The organism is Rhodococcus sp. NPDC077669, assembly GCF_040686915.1.
GTDB lineage: Bacteria > Actinomycetota > Actinomycetes > Mycobacteriales > Mycobacteriaceae > Rhodococcoides > Rhodococcoides fascians.
Map to the genome: position 1 here is coordinate 271,822 of NZ_JBFBMD010000001.1, position 25,919 is coordinate 297,740.

The following is a 25,919-nucleotide window of genomic DNA, read 5'->3' on the forward strand; positions in this document are numbered from 1 at the left end:
CGAGGTCGCCAGCGCCGACATCCGCCTGAACCCCGCGGCGCACTCGGCTGCATTGCTCTCGTTATGCGCCCGTTCGGCGCAGCGGTTCAACCACCAGATTCGGACGGTCGACGACCTGGCGAGTGACCGGGTCACGTGTTACTTGCGGTTGCCGCACCACACGCTTCGCGCCAATAGTCGGCTCGTACGTTGCGCGATACCTGTCGATTGCGCCGGACTCATCGTCGAATGCCTCAGCGTTGAACAATCCGTAAGATCCGCCTGTTCGAGGACGATCTGAACGACGTCGCCGACAGGATCGAAGGCCCACCCATGGCCGACGTCGTGACGCTCCGAGTGGTCAATTCGGGCTGACTGGAGCCGTTTCGCGAGCGCCGATCAAGTCCCGACCACCCTGCGATACACAGCCGACCAATACAGCAGCAGTGCAGCAGCATTGGCCCCGAACCACAGCCACGTCAGGAATGCCGCCACCACGCCGGTGACGAAGAATCCCAGCACGAGTGCCACCACCCAGCCGAGTAGGTAGGCGAGGATCGTGATGACCGCCGCTGCGGTACAGCGCCACGGGGATTGCTTCACGGTGTGTAGTGCAGCGCGCAGAGGGTTTCGGCAACCGTCCACTGCCGCTGGAAGTATCAGCAGCGCAATGACTATGACAATAGCCGGGAGCAGGGGGAAGAGAATTGCGAACGCAACGGCCGCCACGGTCAGCACCACGCACCACGCCAGTACCCGCGGTCGTCGCCACGTCCGGCTCAGTGCACCCGACGCGTTGCCGTCCACCACATCGAGTGCCGTCGAGGCGGTGAACCACAGCGCACACATCACCGTTGCGGCGGAAACGACGACCAGCGCAGCGAATCCGAGGGAGGACGTCGGAGCCGGATCCCCCACCACGGTCAGCGCCTGAATCAGAGCCGAGACAGTCGCCACCGATGCGAGCAGCAGCACCCCTTTCACGGCGCACCGACCGTCGAATTGCGATCGAGCACGTCCTGCACCGAACCCGAGTAGAGAACGGTCAGGCCGACCTTCACTTCGACGGTACTGGCATCGTCGGACGTGGCCGTACCGGTGATCGTCTCGTTACCGGTTGTCGTCCCGGCACATTCGATGTCCGCCCCGGTGCCCGAGCACACGGGCGCAACGAGGATCTCGATTCCTTGCTCGAACAGCACGTCGTTCACCGCGTAGCGGAGGTTACCGAGTTCCGCTCCCCCGACCGGGGCGAGCGCAGCGGTCTGCGAGCACCCCGCGCAGGCCAGCACCATCACCACCGTGAAGAGCTGCCTACGAACACCGTTCATCGCCCCTGCCTCGTCTCGTACGCAATCAGTCTGGCGTGCTCGTCGAGATGTTGCTGTTCCAGAGCGGCGTCGGTGATGGCGCTCAGGTCGAACGGCGCGGGCAGCAGGAGTTCGGTGTTGCGGTCGAGGCGCGAACCTCGTCGCATCAGCGGATTCTCGGCCCAGTCGTTCGCAGCCAACTCACGACTACGCGAGGCGAGGTCCAGGTAGCTGCCACTGTTTCCGGGCGTGATCGGCGACGCGTGATCGAGCACCGTGGTGAACAGCGACAATGTCTCGTCTCTGTTGTCGACGATCTCCACCACCTGCTGTTGCTGCGGAAAGTCGATGCACGACGCGGTGGTGATCTCCCAGAACCCTCGTCCGTCTCGCGAATGCGCCACGATTTGATTCTGGTGGGTGTGACCGTTGAGCCAACCGATCACCACAGGATATTTCAGAAGCAGATCGATGAATTCGTCTGCGCCGTAGAGCTTCACCGACTGTCCCGGCCGCTGTGCACGGTTCTCCAGGGTCAGGCTGTTGTGGTGGGTGTAGATCAGGACGAGCTTGCGTTCGGCCTGTGCCTTCTCCAATTGCTGAGTGAGCCAGTCGAACTGGTCCTCGGGCACCGCCCCGTCGGGGCCGGCGACGGCGTTGCACGTGTCGAGTCCGAACGTGCGAACGTTCGGAGTCGGGTCCGCCGCCCACCAGGTTTCACCCGAGTCGAGGTTGTGCTGGGTGAAACCGTGCCCGATCGGCCCTGGGGTGGGAGTCGTCTCGAAGTGCTCTTGCATGAACTCACGCTGCTCGAAGAGATACCGAGCCGGATCCGCCGACACTGCCCGAAACCCGGGCCGGGCGCCGGATCCGACCCCGAGCGCATCGACCATCCTCTGCAGCGGACTACCCGTCGATGCGTACCCGGCCAATGCCGACGTGGCCGTCGCTTCGAGTGTGTACGCCTTCTGTCCCCCGACCGCGAGGGCATGCAGCTGAGAGGAGAGATCGAACGTGCCGAGCAACAACGTGTCGTGATTGCCGTAGACGGAATACCACGGGACGGGTAGCCCCACCGATTCGACGGTCCCCGACATCGCCTGCGTCAACAGATCGGGAAGCGTCGGAAATCCGTAGTCCCCGAACGACCCTCCCGACGGATCGCCCGGCCGATACGCCCACTGCGCCTCGGGCCACGCTTGCACGCCCTCGAAGACGTCGGATGCGCCACTCGTAGGCCGGACCGCGACGCCGTCGAGAACGTCTATGTACCAACGAAGTTCGAGATGAGAATGCATGTCGGCGCTGTCACCGGTGACAACCGCGGCTCCCATGGGAGCGCCGGTGACCGAACTGATTCGCGCATCCGCAAATGCCTTCACCATCGCGGCGGTGACGTGCACGGTCAGCGGGTCCTGCGGGTGGAAGGCCGAGCCCCATGCGGCATGGTCGGAGACGATCATGGGCTCGATCCGGCCGGGCGATTGCGCATCGATGACATGCATGTCCGACAGGTGCCCCAAGTAGAGCAACGAGCGTCTGGCCTGCACCCGAGACGCGCTGGGTGCCCGCCCGAGGATGTCGAGGCGAGGGACGTAGGGCTCCCCCGGCCCCGCAGCGAGCACCCGGTACCGACCGGGGCCGGTCGACGATCTCAGGATGGTCTGCGCCAGCGTTCCGCCGACATCGGTCTCTCCTGACGCCGGCTGCGCCCGAGCGACAAGGACGTGGCCCAGAACCTGCGGTGCGATTCCCCATGCCGCGGCGAGAGTGCCCACCCGAGTGACGAATTGACGACGCGACAGACCAGCCATGGAACTCCCCGAATCCGAGAACCGCACCACATGCGCCTTGCATCCGACGAGGTGACTGCCTATTTTTACAGGGAAAACCGCGGACTGGTTGGAATTCGAGCCTTCATGGCACCACTGTGACCGGCCAGCGGCCCGCCTTGACCAGTCGCACTGCCACAGATCCCGCCAATCGGTGCCCGGCGCGTTCGGAGGCCCCCACCACGACGGCGTCGGTGCGGAGTCCATCGGCAACCGCGACGAGTCCGTTGTAAGGATCACCCTGCGCAGTGCGGAATTCCCAGCGAACCTGCTCTCGCTCCCCGAAGCGGGCCACCGAGGTTCTGATGTAGTCGAGGAGTTCGTCGGCGATCTGTCGGCCCGTTTCCACCATCGAGATCCCCGCCTGGCCCCACGACGCGGTGGCGATGGGCTGCACGTAGACCAGCACCAGAAGCGATTGTTGCCTACGGGCCAGTCCTCCGGCGTATGCGGCGGCCCGCCAGGACGAATCCGAGCCGTCGACGCCCACCACGATGGACTTCGGGCCGTCGTGGCCGTACTCGAATCCCGTAGATTCCTGCGCATTGCTCACGACATGAGGCTACTGCCAGCCCGTTGGTGCAGGGACCCCGGCGCAGGGCGGTACGGTTGATGTGCTGCGCAACCGGTTTGCCCGGCATGCGCCACACGACGGGAGAAGCAATGACCGACGACGAACAGTTCGACGCTCCGTCGACCGACCCGGCAACTGTATTCGCCGCTCTGGCCGACATCGTGTATCGCGGCAGTAGCGCAGAAGAGGTCTACACCGCTATCTGCAACGCCGCGACGATGGTTGTCCCTCACTGCGATCACGCGAGTCTCATGTTGTTGCGCCACGGAAAGGCCGTCACCGTCGCGGCCTCGGATGACGTGGCACGCGTCGTCGACGACATCGAACGCGCCACAGGTCAGGGACCGTGCTTGGATGCGCTGACCACCGAGGCCGTCCAACTCGAGCCGGATTTCAGCAGCCCCACCCAGTGGCCCGCAATGGCTCGGGGTGTCCTGAACCGCACGCCGGTCCGGGGAGCGATGGGGTTCCGCCTCAAGGTCGACGAGCAGAAGGTGGGTGCTCTCAACCTGTTCACCGACACCGCGGGTGCCTTCGATGCCGACACCGCCGACAAAGCCGTCATCCTGACTGCGTTCACTTCTGTGACGGTCGGGGCGATGCTGAACGGCCAAGAGGCATCGACCTTGCGCGACGGCCTCGAGAGCAACCGTGAGATCGGCAAGGCGATCGGCCTCATCATGGCGTTGCACAAAGTATCCGACGAAGAAGCGTTCGCACTGCTCCGCAAATCGTCGCAGGATCTGAACGTCAAGATCGCCGATCTCGCATCGACGGTCGTCCAGCGGCACGGCAAGGGCCTGTCGAGCTGAACGAGCCGAGATCAGTGACCGCTCTGCACCTTCTTCGGTAGAGCGAACACCAACGCCAACGCAACGACGCTGAACGCGGCACTGACGGCCATGGCCATGGCGGCACCGTGCAGGAAGCCGGATCCCACGGTATCGGGGCCGGTGATGGTGAGTGAGCCGAACAGCACACTACCGATGACTGCGATACCGATTGCGGAGCCGACGCGCTGCATCGTCGAGATGACGCCGCTCGCGGCTCCTGCGTCGTCGCGGTCGACGGTTGCGACGATGAACTGCGCGTTGGGAGCGATGAACGCGCCGTTGCCCAAGCCCGCGATGAACAGCGGGACCAGCAGAGTCCAATGGGAGATGGTGTCGGCGGAACTGGTCGCCAAGATGATCCACAGCCAGATCAAGCCGATCGACACCAGCGATGCGCCGAGGATCAATACGGTGCGGCCGAGTCGGATCGTGAGCTTGTTGCTCTGCGAGGACGCGATGATGCTGCCGATCGCGAACGGTATCGAGACCAACCCGGACGAGAGGGCCGTATTGCCGAGCCCGGTCTGCCACAACAACGAGATGGTGAAGAAGATGCTGGTGAACGCCGCGAAGTACACCAGCGCGAGAATCACACCGCCGGTGAATGCCGGTCGGGTGAACAGTCGCGGCGGCACGAGCGGATTGTGTCCACGACCGGTGTGGATCACCTCCCACCAGCCGAACACTGCAATCAGGCCCACGCCTGCAGCAATGGTCACGTAGGTCCACAACGGCCATCCGAGCTCCTGGCCTTCGATCAGCGGTACGAGCAGCGCGATGAGGCCGGCGGAGATCAGCACCAACCCGAGCCAGTCGATGCCCGGCCTTGCAGTCGGCTCGGATTCATCCTTCTTCGGCAGCAGAACCGCCGCCGCGATCAGACCGACGATGCCGATCGGCAGGTTGACCCAGAAGACCAACCGCCAGCCGTTCTCCTCACCGAAAGCCTGGATGATCAACCCGCCGACGATCGGCCCCAACGCAGTCGACACTCCGATGACCGCACCCATGATCGCAAATGCCTTGCCGCGCACAGGACCTGGAAACAGCAGTTGGATGAACGCTGTGACAGCGGGCACGAACATTCCGCCTGCCAGACCCTGAACCACTCGGGCAACCACCAACTGCAGATCGTCCTGAGCGAGTCCGCAGGCGAAGCTGGCCACCGTGAACAGAGCGAGGCCGGTGAAGAACACCCACTTGTGCCCGATCCGATCCCCGACCTTGCCCGCCGGAATCAGGGCGAGACCGAACGCGAGCGCGTAGCCCGAGATGATCCACGACAGAACGGATTCCGACGCCTCCAGCGTCGTGCTGATCGTCGGCAATGCGACGTTGACGATGGTGGTGTCGAGCAGGGCCATGAACATCCCGAGCAACAGAACCACCAGGGCTTGCCAGGCGCGCTTGGGTACCTCGATCGCCGGTGGGGTCGCTGACGCAATACCGTCGGTCACTGCACTGCCCTTCGTAGTAGTCGCTGAGCAGTATCGACCGAACGGTCTGGTATTGCTAGCCGATCATGGCGGACGCGGCGAACAACCAGGACAGGCCGGTGGCCAGAGCCACGAACCCCGAGGCCACGATTCGACCTGCCCACTGACCTTCCAGCAGAGCTGTTTCCACGCGAGCCGTGTCGGCGTCGGTCGTCTCCATCGGTGTCATGTTCCACTTCCCACCCTGCATCCGCGGCCGTCGTTTCCGGCCGCCGGATACCCCGGGATTCGACGCCGAAACTAGCGCGACTCCACAATGGCCTCCACTGCGTCGAGAAATGGGTGCTGCGCGGCCAGCAGCTTTGTCCTCGCCAGCGACACAGGAAACCATTCGATGCGGTCTACCTCGGGAAACGATTGCATCTTCCCGGATTTCGGCGGCCACTCGATCTCGAATGTGTTGCTCATCGCAGTGGAGACATCGAGGTCGGACTCGATCCCGAACGCGGTGACGATCTTCCCGCCGCGCTGTGTGACGGTGCCGAGCTCGATGGGGTTGCCCGCAGGCACCTCGATGCCGACTTCCTCTCGGAATTCACGCTGAGCCGCCGCCCACGGGTCTTCGGCCTCGGTGAACTGCCCCTTCACTATCGACCACGCACCGTCGTCCTTCCGCGCCCAGAACGGGCCGCCGGGATGGGCGATCAGAACCTCCACCACGTCGGCGTTCACCCGAAACAGCAGAATGCCCGCGCTCTTGTTGACCATGTGATGAGCGTGCCATCAATTTGCACGCTCACCGTCATTCCCCATCACCATTCGAGCAGGCCCGCACGGTTCGCCCCTTGGGCATCGACACCGATTTTCGGTGAATTGCCGTCTTTTGACTGGGAGAGTGCCGCGAAAGCGGGTACCAGCTATTGTCTACCGATGCAAGAGCGCGCAGAATCGACCAGGCAGGCCGTACTCGTGGGAGCCGCATCGAGCTTCGACAAGTTCGGCTACGGCACAGCCAGTCTGAGCACCATCATCGCCAACGCCGGCGTCAGCAAGGGTGCGATGTACTTCCACTTCTCGTCGAAGGAAGATCTGGCGCAGGCCGTGATCGAGGCACAGATGGCTCTTGCCACCGCTGCCACCGTCACCATCATCGAAAGCACACCGAAGGCCATCGATGCCCTGATCCTGATCACCAAGGAGTTGGCGCGTCAGCTGCAGACCGACCCCATCGCACGTGGCGGCATGCGGTTGACGTTGGAATCGACGACGGCTCAGAATCCGAATGCGCAATCGTTCGACGACTGGATCGGAATGATCGCGAAGTTGACCGAGCGCGCCCGGACCGAAGGCGACATCGTCGACGACGTGGACACGGCCGCACTCGCCAGGATGATCGTTGCATCGTTCACGGGAGTTCAGACCGTCTCGGAGATGCTCACCGGACGCGCCGACCTCCAGCTTCGGATGACCGAGATGTGGCACCTGTTGCTACCGTCGATCGCCCCTCGCCGGCGACTGGCCCGGATACGAGCGGTAGCCGATGCACCGCTCATCGACTGGAACGATCGCTGAGCGGTAGCCACGGTTCGGGTGTCGCCGTGACGGACATCGCCGAGAGCACGACCCCGTCGTGCTCGAACTGAATGCGGTGAATGCCGTCGGTCGTGTCGCTGTCGACGATGACCGTGCACGGGTTGGCCCATTCGGCGAACCCCAAGAACCTGACCTCGAGGGACGTGAAATCCAGGTCCACGCAACCGGTGGCCGAACGCAACGCCTGACGGGCGGCTTCGAGCATGGTGACGCCCGGTAGGTATTCCACCGAATGATCGAACATCGCCAGGTTCCGCGGATCCGGAGCCACCACGAGCGTCCCGTCCGAGGTATGACGAGCCAGTACGACATCTGAGGGGTCGAGACGGCCGACTCCGGCCGGTTCTACCACCTCGGTTCCGGCGGGAAGGTACCGAAAGTGTGGGTCGGCCATGGTCGGCTTGCGGACCTTGGAGTAGACGTCCGGTCCGATGGGACGCACGGACGCCGTTCCGGAGGCGACGACCTGACCGCGGTTGAGCAGTCGAGCTGACAGCTTCAGGTTGTCCAGCGACTCGTCCTCGAATGTGCGGTCGGTCGTGATCGACTCGGCGACAAGCGAATCGTCGATGTTGTCGACCGACAGCAGGTCGAGAATGTCGAACCGGAAGTGCTCGATGTAGACCACGTGGTCGAGTGGGACGTCGTGTTCGACGTGACAGAACAGGCTCACTGCCTGCCGTAGCGCCTCGGCGATCATCAACGAATCGTGGGTGCGACGTACCGGTACGAACATGCGATGCGACGTCGGCAGCTGTACCGCCGCACGATGCGTACCGTCGACCGTCTCGTAGTCGGTCAACAGCACGTCCGCCGGAGAGCGCCGATGCACGAGCTGGCGTGGAACGGTGGATGCGTAACTCAAACTCACTTCAAAGCCCCTTAGAACCCGACCGATCCGTCTTTTTCCAGCACTTCCGAGCGTCCCGGATCGCACGAACAGTATGTCGCGAGACACCGACAAAACTGGCATCCGACGACCTGATTCATTCGATCGATATACAGAAGATTCGGTCACGATCTGATAGCTGTCCGGGACTCTCGGTACCACATGTGCGGTACGTTCTCGCCGACCGATCCGGTCACGGGCGAGCGACCCCGGACAGCAAAAATCCCCGCCCGGACAAGCCGGACGGGGACTGCGCTCCCCCACCTGGACTCGAACCAGGAACCCTTCGATTAACAGTCGAATGCTCTGCCAATTGAGCTATGGGGGATTACCTTGCGGCGTCACACTCTCGTGCGAGCCGTTGGAAACAATAGCGCACACCCCCTTGTGAGTACCAAATCGGGCCCACGTGAGCGCCGGAACAGCTTCCGCTGTGTACCGAATCGCCCTGCTCGAGGTTCGTCGGGCAAGATGGAAGAACGGCCGCACGCTCTACGGAAGGACCCACTGATGATTCGTTTGGTACTGGCGGCTGGAGCTGCATATGTACTGGGAGCCAAGGCCGGACGGGGCCGGTACGAGCAGATTCGTAAGACGGCCAGCGCCGTCGCGTCGAGCCCGGCCACCAAGAAGGCCATCGAGGTCGGCCGTCAGAAGTTGTCCGACTCTCTGAACACGCAGCCGAGACTCGAGCCGATGAAGCCGGTCGACGACGAAGACCAGGTTTTCGTCCCGCGCGATCAGCTGCGGCGCTAACCGACCTCGGCGACGCTTCCCACGGCGAGTTCGAGCAGGCTGCGGCGGTACTGCTCGAGGGCGATGAGATCACCGAACAGGGCGTTGTAGTCGTCCGGCTTCTCGGCGGGCGACATGCGCTGCAGCTTGGACTTCAGTTCGGCGACCTGTTGGCCCACCCACACCTCTTGGAGCCGGGCGAGCACACCGGAGATGTAGCGTGTCAGAGCGTCGTCGGCCACGCGCATCGGGTCGACGGCCAGCTCCGTCACCAACGACACCACCACTGCGTCCTTGGCCTGCTTGGCCACTGCGTCGACCCACTCCCCACCGCCCAGGCCCGCGGCAGTGCCGCCGGCCGCGGCCACAGCATCGCGCACCGCTGCGTACGCCGGATGGTGGAAGCTCTCGGGCGGTAGCGAATCGAAGACGGTGCCGGCGACCGCGGGCATCTGCAGCACCGCTTTGAGGGCCTCTCGTTGCGGCCACAGCGTCGGATCGGTGGGGTTCGGACGCGGCGGCCCGGCCGGGGCTTCCGTCGGCGCTGCCTGACGCTTCTCGAAGGGCACGCGTTTGCCGCTGGTGTCGCCTCGGGCACCCTTCTTCGCCTCGTCGCGCACGCGCGCGAGCACCATCGCAGTGTCGTCCCAGCCGGTCCATCCGGCGAGCTGCCTGGCGTACTCGTCGCGCAGTGAGGCGTCCTTGATCCGTGCAACGACGGGAACAGTGCGTTTGAGGGCTTCGACGCGCCCCTCGGGCGTGTCCAGATCATGCTCTCGCAGCAGCGATTTGACGACGAAGGCAAACATCGGGGTCCGCCGGGCCACGAGATCGCGAACAGCGTTGTCACCGGATTTCAGGCGCAGGTCGCACGGGTCCATTCCGTCGGGTGCGACGGCGACGAAGGTCTGCCCGGCGATCTTCTGATCCCCCTCGAACGCCTTCATGGCCGCGGCCTGGCCGGCGTCGTCACCGTCGAAGGTGTAGATCACCTCACCGCGAAAGTAGCTGTCGTCCATCATCAGTCGGCGCAGCATCGCGAGGTGGTCTTCGCCGAACGCGGTGCCACAGGACGCCACCGCGGTCTTGACGCCGGCGAGGTGCATCGCCATGACGTCGGTGTAGCCCTCGACGATGACGGCCTGATGCGACTTCGCGATCTCCTTGCGTGCCAGGTCGAGCCCGAACAACACTTGAGACTTCTTGTACAGCATCGTTTCCGGAGTGTTGATGTACTTTCCGGGCATCGTGTCGTCGTCGAACAGCTTGCGTGCGCCGAAGCCGATGACGTCGCCGCTCTGACTGCGAATCGGCCACACCAACCGGCGCCGGAATCGGTCGATGGGTGTGCCGCGCTTGCCCGGGGTCGCCAGGCCGGCGTCGACGATCTCCTTGGCTTCGAAGCCCTTGCCCAGCAAGTGTTTGGTGAGGGTGTCCCAGCCGTCGGGTGCGTATCCGCAGCCGTAGGCCAGTGCGGCGTGGCCGTCGAAGTTGCGTTCGGTCAGGTAGTCCCGGGCGGCCTGGGCATCGGGCCCGCTGAGCCGACCTGCGTAGAACTCCTGAGCCGCCGCGTTCGCGGCGATCAGGCGCGCTCGGGTCCCGCGGTCACGTTGGACCGATGGCCCTCCGCCCTCGTAGGAGATCGAGTAGTTCAGCCGATCGGCGAGTTGCTCGACGGCCTCGACGAACGAAATGTGCTCGATCTTCTGGAGGAACGAGTAGGCATCACCACCTTCGCCGCAGCCGAAGCAGTGGTAATGGCCGTGATTGGGCCGAACATGGAACGACGGAGACTTCTCGTCGTGGAAGGGACACAACCCCTTCATGGAGTCGCCGCCCGCGCGCTTGAGCGAGACGTAGTCGCCGACTATGTCTTCGATCCGTGTGCGTTCGCGAATGGCGGCAATGTCACGTTCAGGAATTCGGCCGGCCACGACTGGAGTCTAGCGTCGAACAAGACGCCCGACACCCGTCGATCAACCCCAGCTGGCCTGAGCCCCGAGCGACCGCTTGTCCACCAGTTCGAGTCGACTCTCGGTGTACGACGCGATCTGATCCACGACGACGCGAGTCCGTTCGGCGTCGCTGTTCGCGCGTTGCCACGCGGGCACCAGGATGGGATCGAGTTCGCCCGGCGCCGAGCGCATCAACCACTCGGCGACACGATGGATCCGGTCACGTTGACGTTCCTGCCGAATCTTGTGCCCAGCGTCGGACATGACGTACCGCAGTGCCATGGTCTTGAGCAGAGCCACTTCGGACGCGACGATCGACGGCACCACGAGGTCGGCATCGTACCTCGTCAACGCTGCCGTGCCGTACTTCTGGCGGGTTCCGTCGATGGCAGCCGTGGCGAATCGCCCGACCAGCTCGCTGGTCATGTGCTTGAGCGCCACGGATGCGGTGAGAGTGCCGTCGTATCTGCCGACCGCGACGACGACGTCCATCTTGGACAACCGGCTCGCCGCCTCGATCAACTCGTCGACGTCGAGTCCGCGGAACTCCGACACACCGAGTTCGGCCAGTGCCCGCTGCTCGATCGGATCGGACAGTGCGCGCAGGTCGATTCTGGCGTCGATGACGCCGTCCTCGACGTCGTGTACCGAGTAGGCGACGTCGTCGGACCAATCCATGGTCTGCGCTTCGAGGCACTTGTGCTTGTCCGGTGCACCGTCGCGTACCCAGCCGAGAATGGCCGAGTCGTCGTCGTAGGCACCGAATTTCGCGCCCGGCGCGGGCCTGGTCCACGGATACTTCATCGCGGCGTCGAGGGCGGCGCGGGTGAGGTTGAGTCCCGCGCTGTTGCCGTCGGAGTCGAGGATCTTGGGCTCGAGGCCGGTCAGGATGCGCAGGTTCTGCGCGTTGCCCTCGAATCCGCCGCAATCCTGGGCCACCTCGTCGAGGGCCCGCTCGCCGTTGTGTCCGTAGGGAGGATGACCGATGTCGTGTGCCAAGCCCGCCAGATCGACCAGATCGGGGTCGCTGCCGAGCCCCTCCGCGATGCTGCGCCCGATCTGCGCGACCTCGAGCGAATGCGTCAACCGGGTGCGCGGGGTGTCGCCGTCGCGGGGCCCGGTCACCTGGGTCTTGTCCGCAAGACGACGCAGGGCAGCACAGTGCAAGACCCGCGCACGATCTCGCGCGAACGCACTCCGATGCGAGGCGTTGTCCGCCCCGGATCGAAGCCCAGCGGTCTTGGGCGGTTCGGGAACGAATCGTTCGACGTCGTGCTCGGAGTATGTGCCGGTCATCTACTGGCCTGCCGTGTAGGAGAAATCAGCGGTGAAGTGCGTCAACTGGTACCACAGCAGAGCGCCTGTCTCCCTGGCTATTCCGTGCGCCTGCGACTCGCGGGTGTAGACGGCAGGCCCGGTGCGGGTGGGCGACGTCCACGCATCGAGATCGGCGTCGCGCGCCATGGTTCGGGTGCGCAGCGAGTGCCACGGATCGCTGACCAGCACCACCGATGTCTTGCCCTGATCTCGTAGCGTGGCACTGACGGCTTCGATGCTTTCGAGGGTGTCCGATCCGGTTTCGACGGCCACGATCGCGTCGGCAGGCACGCCCTGATCTATCAGGTAATTGCGACCCGACGCCGCCTCGGTGAACAGGTCACCTTCTTGCTTGCCGCCGACGGTGACGATCTCGGGAGCGATGCCCTGCTCGTACAACGACGCGGCCTGCGCCAAGCGTGCCTCGAACACCGTCGAGGGCGTACCGCTGTACTGCGCAGCACCGAGTACGACGATGGCGTCCGCCGCAGTATGGTCGTCGATTCGAGCCACCTGCCACACGCGCACCGCGGTGCCTGCCACCAGAACGAGGGCCATCAGTATCACTCCCGCGACCAACCGACCCGTCCAGCGTCCGAGCGTTCCGAAGAAGCCCAGCCGCTCGGGACCGGGGTCCGGGGCATACCGGTCGTCGTACGGGTCGCCGTACGAATCTCGGTCGAGAGTTGGATTCACCCCTCGAGTTTGCCAGGCCCGCGCATCTTCGGCGGTCACGGCGCGCCTCGGAAGGTCAGAGCCACCCGCGGTCCTCGGCGACTCGGACCGCTTCGGCCCGGGTGCTGGTGCCGGTTTTTCCGATCGCCGAAGAGAGATGGTTGCGCACTGTCCCTTCCGACAGGTGCACCTGCGCCGCGATGGCACCGGCCGTTCCACCCTTCGACGCTGCGCGAAGAACTTCCTGCTCACGGGCGGTCAGCGGCGAGACGCCCTCGGTGAGCGTCTCGGTGGCGAGCGCGGGATCGACGACGCGCAGACCCATGTGGACCCGTCGTACGGCATCGGCCAACTGTTTGGCTGGAGTGTCCTTGACGACGAATCCGGAGGCTCCGGCATCGATCGCACGGCGCAGATATCCCGGCCTGCCGAACGTCGTGACGATCAGCACTTTCGACTCCGGTACCGCCTGAGCCAGCTCGGCGGTGACGTCGATGCCGTTCTTGCCCGGCATTTCCACGTCGAGCAGCACGACGTCGGGTCGATGTTCGAGAACCGCCGCCACCACTTCGTCGCCTCGTCCCACCTCGGCGACGATGTCGAGGTCGTGTTCGAGCCCCAACAATGCCGCGAGAGCACCACGCACCAGCGCCTGGTCGTCGGCCAGCAACAGTCTGATACTCATGGTGCCGAGACCTCCACCTTGAATCCGCCGGTCGGAACCCGGGCGACCGTCAGTGAACCACCGGCAGCGCTCACGCGTTCACCCAACCCGCGGAGCCCGTTTCCTCCACAGTTTTCCTCGGCCGGCCCGCATCCGTCGTCGACGACGGAAATGCTCGACGGCGTCAGCATCACTCGGCAGCGGCGTGCGTGGGAGTGTCGCACCACGTTGGTCACCGCTTCGCGCAGGACCCAGCCGAACAGTTCGCGGTGTCGCAGTGGAACGACGTCGGCATCCGCGGGCAGCTCGACGTCGATGGCTGCAGCCAGCAAAGCTGTTCGTGCGCTTGCCAGTTCGGTGCCGATGTCGATTTGCCGCATGCCGCCGACGGTGCTGCGAACGTCGGCCAGTGCTTGCCTTGCAAGGGTTTCCACCTCGGCGATCTCGACAGCTGCTCGGGCAGCATCGATCTCGAGCAATCTGCCGGCCAGTTCACTCTTGACAGTGATGACGGTCAGGGAATGCCCGAGAATGTCGTGCACGTCTCGGCTCATCCGCTCACGTTCGGCGACGATGGCCAGATCCGCCAATTGCTGCCGCGCCACGGCCAATTCGTGGTTGCGCTGGAAGACCTGGGTGATACCCCACGCGGCGGCCGAGCTGATCAGCAACTGAAACGCGAAAAAGTTGTCGGGCTCCCAGGACGGGATGACCCGCGGTGCCACTTCGATGGCCACCACCATCACCGCGACCAACGTCCATGCCTGCCGAACCGGCAGCGTCATCATCGCCAGCACCGCGATGTAGATCGTTGCACCGAATCCGGTGGTTCCGATCAGCGCGCTCATCGCCGCGGTCAGGGCCAGCATTGCCGCGAGCGCGATCCAGGCCTGCCGTACCGGCAGCGGGTGTCCGCGGCGGTGACCGTTGCGAAAGCGCCAGAAGGTGGCCGTGAACACGACTCCGAACCCGACGATCGCGGCGATACCGAGGACCCGTGCCGCCACAGACTCCAACGACAGAATCTCGTTCAACGGATAGATCAGGTAGATCAGCCAGATGGCTCCGAACATCCAGCCGTACCGCCAGACCCTGCCCTCGGGGAGGTCGGCGGTGAACGTGGTCATGTCGCCCACGGTATCTCCGTGGGCGACACGATCGGTGGTTTCCGCGTCAGGCACGCTTGGTGTCTTTCCGGAACAGCAGCGCCGCTCCTGCGATGAACACCACCGCCCACACCACCAGGTTGACCACTGCGACGGCGAGGATGCCTGCGTCGGCCGAGGTGAACGGAGCCCGGGCCACAGTCGCCAGACCGTACAGCGGGGTGAACTTCGCCAGCATCGGGAACCAGCCGCTGTCACCGAGCGGGACGAACAATCCGCCGGCCAGAGCGAGGAAGGCCAGTACCGGTCCGAGGATCTGCATGACGTTCTCCGAGGGCAGCAGGTACCCCATGAACAACCCGAATGCGGCGAACACCGCAGATCCGAGCCACGCGATCACTCCGCACGCGAGCCACACCCAGATCGGCATGTCGGCTCCGAAGAATGCCGCGACGACGAACACCACGACGATCGCTGCAGCACCCATTGTCATGGCGACGAGCATCTTGGTGACGATGTAAGCGACAGGTTTGAGCGGAGTCAGTCGCAACTGCCTGCTCCAGCCCTGAGCGCGTTCGACGGAGACCATCGCTCCCCCACTCGTGGTGGCCAGCATCGCTCCGTAGACGGCCATGCTGATGGCGATGTAGCCCGTGACATTGCCGTGCGCGAAAGGGTAGTTGGTCCGGTAGTCCGACTGCGTACCGAAGATGACGAAGAACACCGGCGGCATGACCAACGTGAAGACCAACGTGCGCTTGTTCCGGAACAGGCGACGGATTTCGAGTCCGAGGAACGTGGGCGAAAATCCGCCGTAAGCAACGGCTCTGGCAGCGGTGGGGCGGGGCGAGGTCGTGGTCATCGGATACTCCCGGCGAGTTCGGTGTCGGCATCGGTGGTCAGGGCGAGGAACGCGTCCTCGAGGTTCCGCGAGACAATTTCGAGATCGGTCGCGTGCGCGTCGTTGAGCAGGTAGCGGGCAACGCAGTCGGAGTCGCGTCCGTGCACGATCACCCGGTCGCCGCGCGTCTCGACCCGGTCGACTCCGGGAAGAGCGAGCAACATTGACCGGTCGACACCGGGCAGAGTGGCGGTGACCGTGCGTCCCGCCGCGAGGTTCTTGACCTCGGCGGCGCTGCCGTCGGCGACGATCTTGCCGTGCCGCACCAACACGATTCGGTCGGCGTAGGCATCGGCCTCGTCGAGGTAGTGCGTTGCGAACAGCACTGTTCGGCCGGTACTCGCGTCCTGGCGAATGGCGTTCCAGAAGTCACGACGACCCTCGACGTCCATGCCGGTGGTCGGCTCGTCCAGCACCAGCAGATCCGGGTCGGGCAACAGTGCAAGTGCGAATCGCAGTCGCTGTTGCTGGCCGCCGGAGCACTTGGCCACTCGCCTGTCGCCGATGTCGGCGATGCCGGCCCGAGTCAGCACTTCCTTCACCGACCGAGTTCGGGCGAACAGGGCCGCGGTCAGTTCGACGGTTTCGCGGACGGTCAGGTCGCGAAGAAGTCCGCCGGTCTGCATCACCGCCGAGATGCGCCCCTGGGCGATGGCGTCGGCCGGAGTTCCGCCGAACACCGATACCGTCCCGGTGGTGGGTGTGGCCAGGCCGAGCATCATGTCGATGGTCGTGGTCTTGCCGGCACCGTTCGGTCCGAGAAAAGCGACTACCTCGCCCGGCTCGATGGACAGGTCGATCCCGTCCACCGCACGGACCGATCCGTATGTCTTCGTGACGCCTCGCAGTTCGACTGCCTTCGTTGTGGTCATGACAGCTACTCTGCTGCGATCCGAGCCCGACCACCTCGACCGAGCGTCACGATTGCACGATGACAACTGTCATGGATCGACCTGCTCGTTTCGGACACCCTGGAGCCGGTAGATTTCAGCGCATGGCAGTCCAGCACCGGCGGCATTCCAGCGCCACAGTCCGTAGGTCGGTCCATCGATTCCGTCGCCTCGCCGCAACAGGTGCTCTGACCTTGTTCGCTGCGGTTCTCCTCGCCCCCGGCGTCGCCTCCGCCGAGGCACCCTCGCGCCTCGCCACCCAGATCACCGACAACGTGCAGGCACTCGATCCGGACTCGCTGGCCGAGGTACAGACGTCCATCGACGACCTGTACGGCGGCAGTCAGCTCAGGCTGTGGGTCACCTACGTTGCGGATTTCGACAACATGTCGGCGGCCGACTGGGCACGGCAGACGTACGAACGGAGCGATCTCGGTCAGCGAGACGTCCTGCTCGCAGTGGCGACCGTCGATCGGTCGTACTACCTCGGCGTCAACACCGGGCTCTCACAGATCACCACGGCGGAGCAGGACGACATTCGTGTCAACGACGTCGAACCTGCGCTGGGCGAAGAGGATTGGTCGGGAGCGGCCATAGCGGCGGCCGGCGCTCTCGGCGAGGCCTATGCGTCGAGCGGTGGAGGTGGGTCGTCGGCACCGCTGCTGATCGGTGTCGGGGTGTTGGCCGTCGCAGGCGGCGGAGCTGTTGTCTACTCCTCACGGCGCAAGAAGGCTCGAGTGGCCGCCGAGGTGGAAGCGGTGGCGAAGATCGACCCGAGCGACCCGGCAGCATTGGCCCAATTCCCGATCGACGTTCTCGACACCCGCGCCAAGGAAATTCTGATCGAGACCGACAACGCCGTGCGAGCCAGCGAGGAGGAATTGACCTTGGCCCGAGGCGAATTCGGCGATTCGGCAGCCGCTCCCTTCATCACGGCGTACGACAACGCAAAGAAAGCTCTGGCCTCTGCCTTCGAGATCCGTCAGCGGCTCGACGACGCCATTCCTGAAACCCCCGATCAGCGACGGGCGATGCTCGTCGAAATCATCTCCTCGTGCGGCCAGGCAGATCGCGAACTCGACTCTCGGGTCGAGGAATTCGACGGATTCCGCGACCTCGTCATGAACGCCGGTTCGCATCTCGACGAGCTCACCCAAGCCATCATCGGCTTGACGGTGCGCATTCCGCAGTCCGAAGCCGTACTCGCTCAACTGCATTCGGAATTCTCCGAGACCGCATTGAAATCGATTGCCGACAACGTCACGATGGCCAAGGATCGAGTTGCGCTGGCCGAGGAGAACATCGAAGCCGGCCGCAAGGCCGCAGCACTGCCGCCCGGTAAGCAGGGCCCGGCCGTCACAGCGATTCGGACCGCGGAACGAGCCGTCGATCAGGCGAAGTCACTGCTCGACGGAGTCGACCACGCCCGCGACGACATACGGCACGCAATAGCCACCCTGCCCGACGCCATCGCGGACGTCCGCCGGGACATCGAGCAGGCTCGCGGACTGGCCGAACACGGCGGCACCGAACTGCAGGCGGCGATGACTGCGGCACAGACGGCATTGAAGAAGGCCGAGGCGGCACAGTCGAGCGATCCGCTCGGTAGTTACACCGCCCTTGCCGCAGCAGATTCCGAACTCGAGAAGATCGTCGACGAAGCATCGGCCGAGAAGGCCGCCGAGGATCAGCTGCGTGCGCGTCTGGAACGCGATATCGCGGCTGCTCAGGCGCAGATCACTGCTGCTGCGGACTACATCTCGACGCGCCGCGGCGGCGTGGGTGCCGATGCTCGAACGCGTTTGTCCGAAGCCGAACGGCATCTCGGTGCAGCTCGTCAGCTCGAGCCGGACAATCCCGACGAGGCTCTCAAGCACGCGCATGCCGCCAGCCAATTGGCTTCGCGCGCGTCGCAGATCGCCCAGTCCGATGTGCAGAACTGGGAAAATCGGCACGGCCCACGCGGCGGCAGTAGCGGCGGCAACGTAGCAGGCGCCGTGCTCGGCGGAATCCTGATCAACAGCGTGCTGCGCGGAGGCGGAGGCGGATTCGGTGGTGGATTCGGCGGCGGGGGCTTCGGCGGCGGTGGAGGCGGAGGCGGCGGCTTCGGTGGCGGCGGCGGCCGCTTCTGATTCGACCCAGACATGCGACAGGGCCCGATCTCTCACCGAGAGATCGGGCCCTGTGTATTGCCTACAGCCCTACGCGCCGATCAGACGGGCGGCGATATAGCCCTCGACCTGATCGAGAGCCACGCGCTCCTGTGCCATCGTGTCGCGCTCACGAATGGTGACGGCGTGGTCGTCGAGGGTGTCGAAGTCGACGGTGATGCAGAACGGGGTACCGATCTCGTCCTGGCGACGGTAGCGACGGCCGATGGCTCCGGCATCGTCGAATTCCACGTTCCAGTACTGACGCAGTTGCTGCGCAAGATCTTTCGCCTTCGGCGTCAGGTCGGCGTTACGCGAGAGCGGGAGCACCGCGACCTTCACCGGGGCAAGACGACGATCGAGCTTGAGCACGACACGCTTGTCGACGCCGCCCTTGGCGTTGGGGGCCTCGTCCTCTGTGTACGCGTCGACGAGGAACGCCATCAGCGACCGAGTCAAGCCGGCGGCCGGCTCGATGACGTACGGGGTGTACCGGGTGTCGGTGGCCTGCTCGTAGTAGCTCAGGTCCTGGCCCGACGCCTTCGAGTGCACCGTCAGGTCGTAATCGGTGCGGTTTGCGACGCCCTCGAGCTCACCCCAGGCGCTGCCCTGGAAGCCGAAGCGGTACTCGATGTCGACGGTGCGCTTGGAGTAGTGCGACAGCTTTTCCTTGGCGTGCTCGTACAGCCGCAGGTTCTCCGGATCGATGCCGAGATCGGTGTACCACTTCATGCGGTAGTCGATCCAGTACTGATGCCACTCGTCGTCCTCGCCGGGCTTGACGAAGAACTCCATCTCCATTTGCTCGAACTCGCGAGTGCGGAAGATGAAGTTTCCCGGTGTGATCTCGTTGCGGAAGCTCTTGCCGATCTGGCCGATGCCGAACGGCGGCTTCTTGCGTGAGGTCGTCAGCACGTTGGCGAAGTTGACGAAGATGCCCTGGGCGGTCTCGGGGCGAAGGTAATGCAGCCCCTCTTCGTTGTCGACCGGGCCGAGGAAGGTCTTGAGCAGGCCGGAGAATGCGCGCGGCTCGGTCCACGAACCGGGCTCACCGGTCTCCGGGTCGCGGATATCGGCGAGTCCGTTCTCGGGCGGGTGGCCGTGCTTCTCCTCGTAGGCCTCGATGAGGTGATCGGCACGGTAGCGCTTGTGGGTGTGCAGCGACTCGACGAGCGGATCGGAGAACGTCTCGACGTGGCCGGAGGCCTCCCACACCTGGCGCGGCAGAATCACCGACGAGTCGAGCCCGACGGTGTCGTCGCGGCTGGTGACCATGTTGCGCCACCACTGCTTCTTGATGTTCTCCTTGAGCTCGACGCCGAGCGGACCGTAGTCCCAGGCCGACTTCGTACCGCCGTAGATTTCGCCGCACGGGTAGACGAGACCTCTGCGCTTGGCGAGGTTGGCGACGGTTTCGACCTTGGACTTGGGTGCCACTGGCGGAGCTCTCCATCTTCGGTTACATCGTGTACGAGGTGACGTGGGCGGTTTTCGCCCTGATCAGACTATCTGGCTCGGTCGTCGATTCCGAACAGCGGTCGGGCACCGAAATTGACATGCGCACCTGTGCATATCACAATGAATATGATTTGCAATAACGATGACTGCACTAGCCTGAGTTCATGACGTCGACCGTGCAGGGAGAATTCGACAACCGACCGGTGACCGAAGGAGCCGCAGCCATGTCCACGGTGCACACCCACAGAACCGACTCGTCCATGGAGAGGGCGGCGCATCTGCAGGATCCGGAACGCCCGGTGCACGACGACCCGTTCGCCGCCACTCCCCCGGCGTTACTTCCGCCGAAGGAGACCTTGGCCGCGGCCGGCGACATCCTGCGTGCACTGGCCGCACCGGTTCGGATTGCGATCGTCCTGCAGCTCCGAGAATCCGAGCGCTGCGTTCACGAACTCGTCGTCGCCCTCGGTGTGACACAGCCGTTGATCAGCCAGCATCTGCGGGTTCTCAAGGCGGCCGGTGTGGTCCGCGGAGAACGTAACGGCCGCGAGGTCCTGTACCGACTGGTCGACGACCATCTCTCCCACATCGTCGTCGACGCCGTGGCTCACGCCGAGGAAGGCCGAAACCTGTGACCGAGAAGACGACCGATACCGCCACTCCGAGACGACCCGTCGTGGTCGGAGTGCGCGCCACCAAACAACGAAGTGCGATCTCGGACCTGCTCGACACCATCGAGGAGTTCAAGTCCGCGCAGGATCTGCACGACGAGCTGCGCAAGCGCGGCGAGGGTATCGGCCTGACCACCGTGTACCGCACACTGCAGACTCTCGCCGACGCAGGAACGGTCGACGTCCTGCGTACCGACAACGGCGAGTCGGTCTACCGGCGTTGCTCCTCGGGCCATCATCACCACCTGGTGTGCCGAGCATGCGGATTCACCGTCGAGGTCGAGGGTCCCACCGTCGAGAAGTGGTCGCAGAGTGTCGCCGAGTCCAACGGCTTCAGCGACGTGAGCCACACGATCGAGATATTCGGCACCTGCAGTCAGTGCAGCACGGCCGATCACTGACCAGCTCTCACCCCACCGCACCCGCCAGGCGAGGCACCACCGAATCGATGGCGAACGGAATGGACAGCACCGAGTTGTACGTGATCGCCCCACGCTGATCGGTGGACAACGGAACGATGGCGTCGTTGCGGGCGGCTGTCAGTGTTCCGAAGATTGGATTCTCCGCCACGACGTCGTTGTCGTCGCCGGTGCCGAGATAGAGCACCACATCGGCGTCGAGCTTCGAGATGTTCTCAGCCGAGACCGGAACGAAGAAGTTGGTTCCGTTGTCCTCGGCCAGGATCGGGTCCGGAATCCCGAAGCCCAATGACGTGACGAACGTCCCCCGCGCGTCCCCCGGCAGATATGCGCCGAACTGACCGTCGTACGGAAGTACCACGGCGGCAGTCTTACCCGCGAACTCCGGATGTGCGGCTCGAACCTGTTCGAGTGCAGCCGTGGTCTGGGCGTTCAGCTTCTTGCCACGATCGGATTCGCCCATCGCGCGGGCGATGGTGTCGGTTGCCACCTCGCGATCGACGGCGTATGCCGCCGATCCGGCCGGTCGAGCGACGGTCGGGGCGATGTCACTGAGTTGCGCGTAGGTGGCCTCGTCGAAGCCGGCGTTCAGCCCGGTGATCAGATCCGGTTGCAGAGAAGCGATCAGCTCGAAGTTCGGTTCGGACTCCGAGCCCAGCAGCGTCAGTGGTGCGTCGCCCACCAACTCGTCGGTCCACGGACCGACTCCGGTCTCGTAGAAGGTGTATCCGGTGTTTCCGACCGGGACGGTTCCGAGCGCGATGACGGCATCGGCGTCGGACACCCCGAGCGTGACTATGCGGGTGGGCTTCTCCGGAACGGTCGTGCTGCCGTAGATGTGGTCGATGACCACCGGGAAAACACCGTCCGCAGACTGGGCCGCGCTGTCGTCGGGTTCTGCTGTGGAGCAGGCAGTTGCGGACGCGCCGATGGCCATCACCGCCACCACTGCCGTCAGCATTCTGGATACTCGAACCGCCATTGCAACCGCCTTCACGTGAGTAAGTAAAGGCTTACCTTAGACGACCGTTCAGGGCAGCAAACCCTCGCGGGCCTTCTCGACCCCGGCGAGCACCAGAATCAACATCGTCAACATCGCTTCGTCGTCCAACCCGTTGGCCGGAAAGGTGTAGCGCAACAACACATCTGCCAGCTTGTCGTGGGTGTTGACCGAAATCGCGCCGAACTGCGAATCGGCATTGCGGTCGGCTACCTTCTTGTGTAGTGCGGGCTTGAGCGGTCGATCCCACGCCAGCACCGCGGTGAGCGAAAGCACCTCGAGCTCCGGCGAGAGCTGCACCGCGCGTAGCGAGCACAGCGCACCTGCATAGTCGAACCCCAGAGAGCCTTCCTCCCCCACAGTGACAGTGGCGAACTGCGCCAACGCCAACTGAGCCCGCGTCTGCAAGGTGAGGCCAGATACATCGTCACTCATATTTCACTCCACCGAATCGTCGGTCCCGCGACGCGAATTCGATGCAGGCCTCCCACAGATCTCGACGATCGAAATCGGGGAACAGTTTCTTCTGGAACACGAACTCCGCGTAGGCCGACTGCCACAGCAGGAAATTGGAGGTTCTCTGCTCCCCCGAGGGACGCAGGAACAGGTCGACGTCGGGCATGTCCGCCTCGTCGAGGTACTTCGCGACGGTCGCCTCGGTGATCTTTTCCGGGTTGATCTTTCCGGCGGCAACCTGACGCGCGATTTCCCTTGTGGCGTCGGCAATTTCGGCTCGCCCGCCGTAATTGACACACATGGTCAGCGTCATCACCGTGTTGTGCTTCGTCAGCTCCTCGGCCACTTCGAGTTCTTTGATGACGCTGCCCCACAGTCGCGGTCGCCGACCTGCCCAGCGCACCCGCACACCCATCTCGTTCATCTCGTCTCGTCGACGCCGGATCACGTCGCGATTGAAACCCATCAAGAACTTGACCTCGTCGGGACTGCGCTTCCAGTTCTCCGTCGAGAAAGCGTACGCAGACAACCACTGCACACCGATTTCGATGCAGCCACAGACGGCATCCATCAGTACTGCTTCGCCCTGCTCGTGCCCTGCGGTTCGCGGCAATCCACGATCCTGAGCCCACCGGCCGTTACCGTCCATGACCAGAGCGACGTGACGAGGAATCAGCTCCGGCTGCAAGATCGGCGGCCGCGCACCCGAGGGGTGCGGGTCCGGCGGGCGAACCGCCGGCCGTTCGTCAGGCCGGTGTTGCGGCTCGCGTCGTCGAATCACGGTCCCCATCCTGCCCGACGGTGTCGGCGAACACGGAGTCAGGTTGGGCCAGCGGCACCTGGTGTGGATGCGAGCGCTCGATGAGCGGAAGTGTGCGGAGCTGGCGTTCGAGGTGCCACTGCAGATGAGCCGCCACCAGGCCACTGGCCTGCTTTCGGACCGCATCGGAGGTGGTGACGGTGTAGTCCCACTCCCCTCGTTCGAGGGCCACCATCAAATCCAGAACACCGGTCGATGGCGTCGCAGATCCCGGCGGTCGGCAATGCACGCACACAGCGCCACCCGCGGCGACGTGGAACGCACGATGCGGCCCCACCGCAGCGCATCGAGCGCAGTCCGTCAGTGCGGGAGCCCATCCGGCGAAACCCATCGCACGCAGCAGATACGCGTCGAGTACCAACTCGGGCGGCCGCATGTGCTGCGCAAGGGCACGCAGCGCGCCGACGGTCAGCTGATGCAGGCGCTGCGCGGGGGCGTGTTCTTCGCCGGCCAGACGCTCGGCGGTTTCGAGGACTGCGCAGCCGGTGGTGTACCGGCCGTAATCGGCAACGATGTCCCCGCCGAACGCGTCCACCGTGTGCACCTGAGTGACGATGTCGAGGTTGCGTCCGGGATAGAGCAGGACGTCGATGTGCGCAAACGGCTCCAGCCGTGCGCCGAACTTGGACTTGGTGCGGCGCACCCCCTTGGCCACCGCACGGACGATGCCGTTCTCCCTGGTCAGCAACGTGACGATGCGATCGGCCTCACCCAGCTTGTGCTGGCGCAGGACGACTGCGTTGTCACGGTATGGCCTCACGCTCTCCAGTGTCCCACGTGGGCGTCGACGAAGATCGCTCCCGCGCTGACGGTGAGTCGATACTGTGCACACGTGGATTTCCATCGGTCGACACTCGTTGCTCAGGCTGCCGAACTCGCGTCGAGACGCGTCACCTCGGTCGAGGTGGTCACCGCTGCGCTGGATCGCATAGAACGCAGTCAACCCACCCTCAACGCGTTCCGGATCGTGCGACGCGATGCCGCCCTCGCCGAAGCCGCCAAGGCCGATCGGCTGATCGCTGCGGGCTCGTCCGCTCCCCTGCTCGGCGTTCCTATCGCAGTCAAGGACGACGTCGACATCGTCGGCGAACCGACCGCCTTCGGCTGCGCGGGCCGGTTTCCTCCTGCCACCGAGGACTCCGAGGTGGTCCGCCGACTGCGTGCGGCAGGGGCGATCATCGTGGGAAAGACGAACAGTCCCGAACTCGGGCAATGGCCGTTCACGGGCGGCGCGTTCGGCCACACGAGAAATCCGTGGCATCGAGACCGGACTCCGGGGGGCTCCTCCGGTGGTAGTTCTGCCGCGGTAGCAGCCGAATTGGTTTCCGCCGCTTTGGGTTCCGACGGTGCCGGTTCGGTGCGCATCCCGGCGTCGTGGACCAACCTCGTCGGCATCAAGCCGCAGCGCGGCCGAATTTCCACCTGGCCCGATGCCGAGGCGTTCAACGGCATCACCGTCATCGGACCGCTCGCCCGAACAGTGGCCGACGCAGCCCTCCTTCTCGATGTGGTCTCCGGTGGGCACGACGGCGATCTGCACCGGCCCACTCCGCTGACGGTTTCGGACGCCGTCGGCCGTGACCCCGGTTCGCTGCGCATCGCATTGAGTCTGCGCAAGCCGTTCATTCCGACACCCGCGGCACTGGATCCCGAGATCACGGCTGCGGCGTACGAGATGGCGGCCGTGCTGCGGTTGCTCGGTCACCGCGTGGTCGTCGACGATCCGGCGTACGGAATGTTGTTGGGGCTCAACTTCTTACCGCGGTCGTTGGCCGGAGTCGCGGCCTGGCTCGACCGCCTGCCCGACCCGTCTCTGGCCGACCCCCGGACCCGAGCCAACGCGAGGAGCGGACGAGCCCTCGCCGGCGCACCACTGCGGGCGGCCCGCGCGGCAGAGCCACGGATAGCCCGCCGCATCGGCCAGTTCTTCGACGACTACGACATCGTGCTCGCCCCGACGACGGCCACGCCGCCTCCGCGGGTCGACGCCATCGACGGCATCTCCAACGCCGACACCGACCGTGTGATCACCGAACACTGCCCGTACACGTGGCCGTGGAACGTCCTCGGTTGGCCCAGCGTCAACGTCCCCGCGGGACTGACGAAAGCCGGTCTACCGATCGGTCTGCAGCTGATGGGCCACGAATCCACAGAGCCTCTGCTGGTCTCGGTGGCCGCTCAACTCGAGAACGTACTGCAGTGGCATCGCCGACGCCCCGAGCCGTGGTGGACCCAGGTGCGCGACACCTCGTAGCC

The 25,919-nt window shown here is 64.6% G+C and carries 27 protein-coding genes and 1 tRNA gene; 7 read left to right on the plus strand and 21 right to left on the minus strand.

The genetic code is table 11. From position 1 onward, the window contains the following. Positions 1-378: 378 nt before the first annotated feature. The 4 genes from AB0P23_RS01305 to AB0P23_RS01320 all read right to left on the minus strand — a co-directional run bounded on the left by AB0P23_RS01305 (position 379) and on the right by AB0P23_RS01320 (position 3,674). Positions 379-963: a hypothetical protein gene (locus tag AB0P23_RS01305; protein WP_363796634.1), complete on the minus strand. Its 585-nt coding sequence runs from the start codon at positions 961-963 to the stop codon at positions 379-381. After that, complete coding sequence (locus tag AB0P23_RS01310) at positions 960-1,310, minus strand: hypothetical protein (protein ID WP_032390971.1); 351 nt, start codon at positions 1,308-1,310, stop codon at positions 960-962. Before AB0P23_RS01310 ends, AB0P23_RS01305 begins: the two co-directional genes overlap by 4 nt. After that, positions 1,307-3,103: a TIGR03767 family metallophosphoesterase gene (locus AB0P23_RS01315; protein ID WP_363796635.1), complete on the minus strand. Its 1,797-nt coding sequence runs from the start codon at positions 3,101-3,103 to the stop codon at positions 1,307-1,309. The genes AB0P23_RS01310 and AB0P23_RS01315 overlap by 4 nt, the downstream gene beginning before the upstream one ends. A gap of 103 nt (positions 3,104-3,206) precedes the next feature. Beyond that, a complete protein-coding gene (locus tag AB0P23_RS01320) occupies positions 3,207-3,674 on the minus strand; it encodes a universal stress protein (protein ID WP_027497473.1) in 468 nt (155 codons plus the stop codon). A gap of 110 nt (positions 3,675-3,784) precedes the next feature. Here AB0P23_RS01320 and AB0P23_RS01325 point away from each other — a divergent pair, with 110 nt between their 5' ends. Then, a complete protein-coding gene (locus AB0P23_RS01325; protein ID WP_027497474.1) occupies positions 3,785-4,507 on the plus strand; it encodes a GAF and ANTAR domain-containing protein in 723 nt (240 codons plus the stop codon). Between the two features lie 11 nt (positions 4,508-4,518). On the opposite strand, the gene AB0P23_RS01330 is transcribed toward AB0P23_RS01325, so the two are convergent. From AB0P23_RS01330 to AB0P23_RS01340, 3 genes are all read right to left on the minus strand, one after another. Beyond that, positions 4,519-5,985, minus strand: coding sequence for an MFS transporter (locus tag AB0P23_RS01330; protein WP_204878792.1), 1,467 nt, complete (start codon positions 5,983-5,985; stop codon positions 4,519-4,521). Between the two features lie 55 nt (positions 5,986-6,040). Further along, a complete protein-coding gene (locus AB0P23_RS01335; RefSeq protein ID WP_363796638.1) occupies positions 6,041-6,193 on the minus strand; it encodes a hypothetical protein in 153 nt (50 codons plus the stop codon). A gap of 71 nt (positions 6,194-6,264) precedes the next feature. After that, positions 6,265-6,732, minus strand: a complete 468-nt coding sequence (locus AB0P23_RS01340; RefSeq protein ID WP_167327871.1) for an NUDIX domain-containing protein — start codon at positions 6,730-6,732, stop codon at positions 6,265-6,267. Positions 6,733-6,894: 162 nt separating this feature from the next. On the opposite strand from AB0P23_RS01340, the gene AB0P23_RS01345 reads away from it, so the two are divergent. Next, positions 6,895-7,536 (plus strand): ScbR family autoregulator-binding transcription factor, encoded by a 642-nt coding sequence (locus AB0P23_RS01345; RefSeq protein ID WP_027497477.1) that lies wholly within the window; start codon positions 6,895-6,897, stop codon positions 7,534-7,536. On the opposite strand, the gene AB0P23_RS01350 is transcribed toward AB0P23_RS01345, so the two are convergent. Further along, entirely contained in the window at positions 7,514-8,428 is a 915-nt protein-coding gene (locus tag AB0P23_RS01350; RefSeq protein WP_206498200.1) for an AfsA-related hotdog domain-containing protein, read from the minus strand. The genes AB0P23_RS01345 and AB0P23_RS01350 overlap by 23 nt on opposite strands. Positions 8,429-8,701: 273 nt before the next feature. Then, positions 8,702-8,774 (minus strand) — tRNA-Asn (locus AB0P23_RS01355). A 182-nt stretch (positions 8,775-8,956) separates the two neighbouring features. Here AB0P23_RS01355 and AB0P23_RS01360 point away from each other — a divergent pair. After that, positions 8,957-9,202, plus strand: coding sequence for a hypothetical protein (locus AB0P23_RS01360; RefSeq protein WP_027497479.1), 246 nt, complete (start codon positions 8,957-8,959; stop codon positions 9,200-9,202). On the opposite strand, the gene dnaG is transcribed toward AB0P23_RS01360, so the two are convergent. Genes dnaG through AB0P23_RS01395 form a run of 7 tightly spaced genes read right to left on the minus strand, consistent with a single transcriptional unit; the run spans position 9,199 to position 16,671 of the window. Then, positions 9,199-11,115, minus strand: coding sequence for a DNA primase (gene dnaG, locus AB0P23_RS01365; protein ID WP_027497480.1), 1,917 nt, complete (start codon positions 11,113-11,115; stop codon positions 9,199-9,201). The genes AB0P23_RS01360 and dnaG overlap by 4 nt on opposite strands. Before the next feature lie 42 nt (positions 11,116-11,157). Then, the gene (locus AB0P23_RS01370) at positions 11,158-12,432 is read right to left on the minus strand and encodes a deoxyguanosinetriphosphate triphosphohydrolase (RefSeq protein WP_027497481.1); all 1,275 of its coding nucleotides are present in this window, start codon (positions 12,430-12,432) and stop codon (positions 11,158-11,160) included. Continuing rightward, positions 12,433-13,149 (minus strand): YdcF family protein, encoded by a 717-nt coding sequence (locus AB0P23_RS01375; protein ID WP_027497482.1) that lies wholly within the window; start codon positions 13,147-13,149, stop codon positions 12,433-12,435. Between the two features lie 55 nt (positions 13,150-13,204). Continuing rightward, complete coding sequence (locus AB0P23_RS01380; protein ID WP_032374419.1) at positions 13,205-13,813, minus strand: response regulator transcription factor; 609 nt, start codon at positions 13,811-13,813, stop codon at positions 13,205-13,207. Continuing rightward, entirely contained in the window at positions 13,810-14,919 is a 1,110-nt protein-coding gene (locus AB0P23_RS01385; RefSeq protein ID WP_363796641.1) for a sensor histidine kinase, read from the minus strand. Before AB0P23_RS01385 ends, AB0P23_RS01380 begins: the two co-directional genes overlap by 4 nt. Positions 14,920-14,965: 46 nt before the next feature. Further along, entirely contained in the window at positions 14,966-15,760 is a 795-nt protein-coding gene (locus AB0P23_RS01390; protein WP_027497485.1) for an ABC transporter permease, read from the minus strand. Continuing rightward, a complete protein-coding gene (locus tag AB0P23_RS01395; RefSeq protein WP_032374420.1) occupies positions 15,757-16,671 on the minus strand; it encodes an ABC transporter ATP-binding protein in 915 nt (304 codons plus the stop codon). The genes AB0P23_RS01390 and AB0P23_RS01395 overlap by 4 nt, the downstream gene beginning before the upstream one ends. A 122-nt stretch (positions 16,672-16,793) precedes the next feature. Here AB0P23_RS01395 and AB0P23_RS01400 point away from each other — a divergent pair, with 122 nt between their 5' ends. Beyond that, on the plus strand, positions 16,794-18,821 hold the full coding sequence (locus tag AB0P23_RS01400) for a TPM domain-containing protein (protein WP_032374421.1): 2,028 nt from the start codon (positions 16,794-16,796) through the stop codon (positions 18,819-18,821). Between the two features lie 69 nt (positions 18,822-18,890). Here the strand turns inward: AB0P23_RS01400 and AB0P23_RS01405 are convergent, their stop codons facing one another. Then, positions 18,891-20,276 carry a glycine--tRNA ligase gene (locus AB0P23_RS01405; RefSeq protein WP_032368169.1) on the minus strand — a complete coding sequence of 462 codons (1,386 nt, stop codon included), beginning with the start codon at positions 20,274-20,276 and terminating at the stop codon, positions 18,891-18,893. 281 nt (positions 20,277-20,557) lie between these two features. Between AB0P23_RS01405 and AB0P23_RS01410 the strand changes: the two genes are divergently transcribed. Further along, a complete protein-coding gene (locus tag AB0P23_RS01410; protein ID WP_080733342.1) occupies positions 20,558-20,932 on the plus strand; it encodes a metalloregulator ArsR/SmtB family transcription factor in 375 nt (124 codons plus the stop codon). After that, positions 20,929-21,369, plus strand: a complete 441-nt coding sequence (locus AB0P23_RS01415; protein ID WP_032368170.1) for a Fur family transcriptional regulator — start codon at positions 20,929-20,931, stop codon at positions 21,367-21,369. Before AB0P23_RS01410 ends, AB0P23_RS01415 begins: the two co-directional genes overlap by 4 nt. Positions 21,370-21,376: 7 nt before the next feature. On the opposite strand, the gene AB0P23_RS01420 is transcribed toward AB0P23_RS01415, so the two are convergent. The 4 genes from AB0P23_RS01420 to recO are packed head-to-tail and all read right to left on the minus strand — an operon-like array spanning position 21,377 to position 24,423. After that, complete coding sequence (locus AB0P23_RS01420; RefSeq protein ID WP_363796644.1) at positions 21,377-22,369, minus strand: iron-siderophore ABC transporter substrate-binding protein; 993 nt, start codon at positions 22,367-22,369, stop codon at positions 21,377-21,379. Between the two features lie 48 nt (positions 22,370-22,417). After that, the gene (locus tag AB0P23_RS01425; protein ID WP_027497492.1) at positions 22,418-22,822 is read right to left on the minus strand and encodes a hypothetical protein; all 405 of its coding nucleotides are present in this window, start codon (positions 22,820-22,822) and stop codon (positions 22,418-22,420) included. Next, positions 22,815-23,633: an isoprenyl transferase gene (locus AB0P23_RS01430; RefSeq protein ID WP_045841262.1), complete on the minus strand. Its 819-nt coding sequence runs from the start codon at positions 23,631-23,633 to the stop codon at positions 22,815-22,817. Before AB0P23_RS01430 ends, AB0P23_RS01425 begins: the two co-directional genes overlap by 8 nt. Beyond that, on the minus strand, positions 23,590-24,423 hold the full coding sequence (recO, locus tag AB0P23_RS01435) for a DNA repair protein RecO (protein ID WP_032374422.1): 834 nt from the start codon (positions 24,421-24,423) through the stop codon (positions 23,590-23,592). Before recO ends, AB0P23_RS01430 begins: the two co-directional genes overlap by 44 nt. Positions 24,424-24,495: 72 nt before the next feature. Between recO and AB0P23_RS01440 the strand changes: the two genes are divergently transcribed. Next, positions 24,496-25,917, plus strand: coding sequence for an amidase (locus AB0P23_RS01440; RefSeq protein ID WP_363796646.1), 1,422 nt, complete (start codon positions 24,496-24,498; stop codon positions 25,915-25,917). Positions 25,918-25,919 lie beyond the last annotated feature (2 nt).

Coding starts and splice junctions, on each gene's coding strand:
- AB0P23_RS01400 (WP_032374421.1), top strand. CDS start 16,794: ATGGCAGTCCAGCACCGGCGGCATTCCAGCGCCACAGTCCGTAGGTCG.
- AB0P23_RS01420 (WP_363796644.1), bottom strand. CDS start 22,369: ATGGCGGTTCGAGTATCCAGAATGCTGACGGCAGTGGTGGCGGTGATG.
- AB0P23_RS01395 (WP_032374420.1), bottom strand. CDS start 16,671: ATGACCACAACGAAGGCAGTCGAACTGCGAGGCGTCACGAAGACATAC.
- AB0P23_RS01425 (WP_027497492.1), bottom strand. CDS start 22,822: ATGAGTGACGATGTATCTGGCCTCACCTTGCAGACGCGGGCTCAGTTG.
- AB0P23_RS01310 (WP_032390971.1), bottom strand. CDS start 1,310: ATGAACGGTGTTCGTAGGCAGCTCTTCACGGTGGTGATGGTGCTGGCC.
- AB0P23_RS01340 (WP_167327871.1), bottom strand. CDS start 6,732: ATGGTCAACAAGAGCGCGGGCATTCTGCTGTTTCGGGTGAACGCCGAC.
- AB0P23_RS01325 (WP_027497474.1), top strand. CDS start 3,785: ATGACCGACGACGAACAGTTCGACGCTCCGTCGACCGACCCGGCAACT.
- AB0P23_RS01390 (WP_027497485.1), bottom strand. CDS start 15,760: ATGACCACGACCTCGCCCCGCCCCACCGCTGCCAGAGCCGTTGCTTAC.
- AB0P23_RS01380 (WP_032374419.1), bottom strand. CDS start 13,813: ATGAGTATCAGACTGTTGCTGGCCGACGACCAGGCGCTGGTGCGTGGT.
- AB0P23_RS01315 (WP_363796635.1), bottom strand. CDS start 3,103: ATGGCTGGTCTGTCGCGTCGTCAATTCGTCACTCGGGTGGGCACTCTC.
- AB0P23_RS01385 (WP_363796641.1), bottom strand. CDS start 14,919: ATGACCACGTTCACCGCCGACCTCCCCGAGGGCAGGGTCTGGCGGTAC.
- AB0P23_RS01360 (WP_027497479.1), top strand. CDS start 8,957: ATGATTCGTTTGGTACTGGCGGCTGGAGCTGCATATGTACTGGGAGCC.
- AB0P23_RS01370 (WP_027497481.1), bottom strand. CDS start 12,432: ATGACCGGCACATACTCCGAGCACGACGTCGAACGATTCGTTCCCGAA.
- AB0P23_RS01410 (WP_080733342.1), top strand. CDS start 20,558: ATGGAGAGGGCGGCGCATCTGCAGGATCCGGAACGCCCGGTGCACGAC.
- AB0P23_RS01430 (WP_045841262.1), bottom strand. CDS start 23,633: ATGGGGACCGTGATTCGACGACGCGAGCCGCAACACCGGCCTGACGAA.
- AB0P23_RS01335 (WP_363796638.1), bottom strand. CDS start 6,193: ATGACACCGATGGAGACGACCGACGCCGACACGGCTCGCGTGGAAACA.
- AB0P23_RS01345 (WP_027497477.1), top strand. CDS start 6,895: ATGCAAGAGCGCGCAGAATCGACCAGGCAGGCCGTACTCGTGGGAGCC.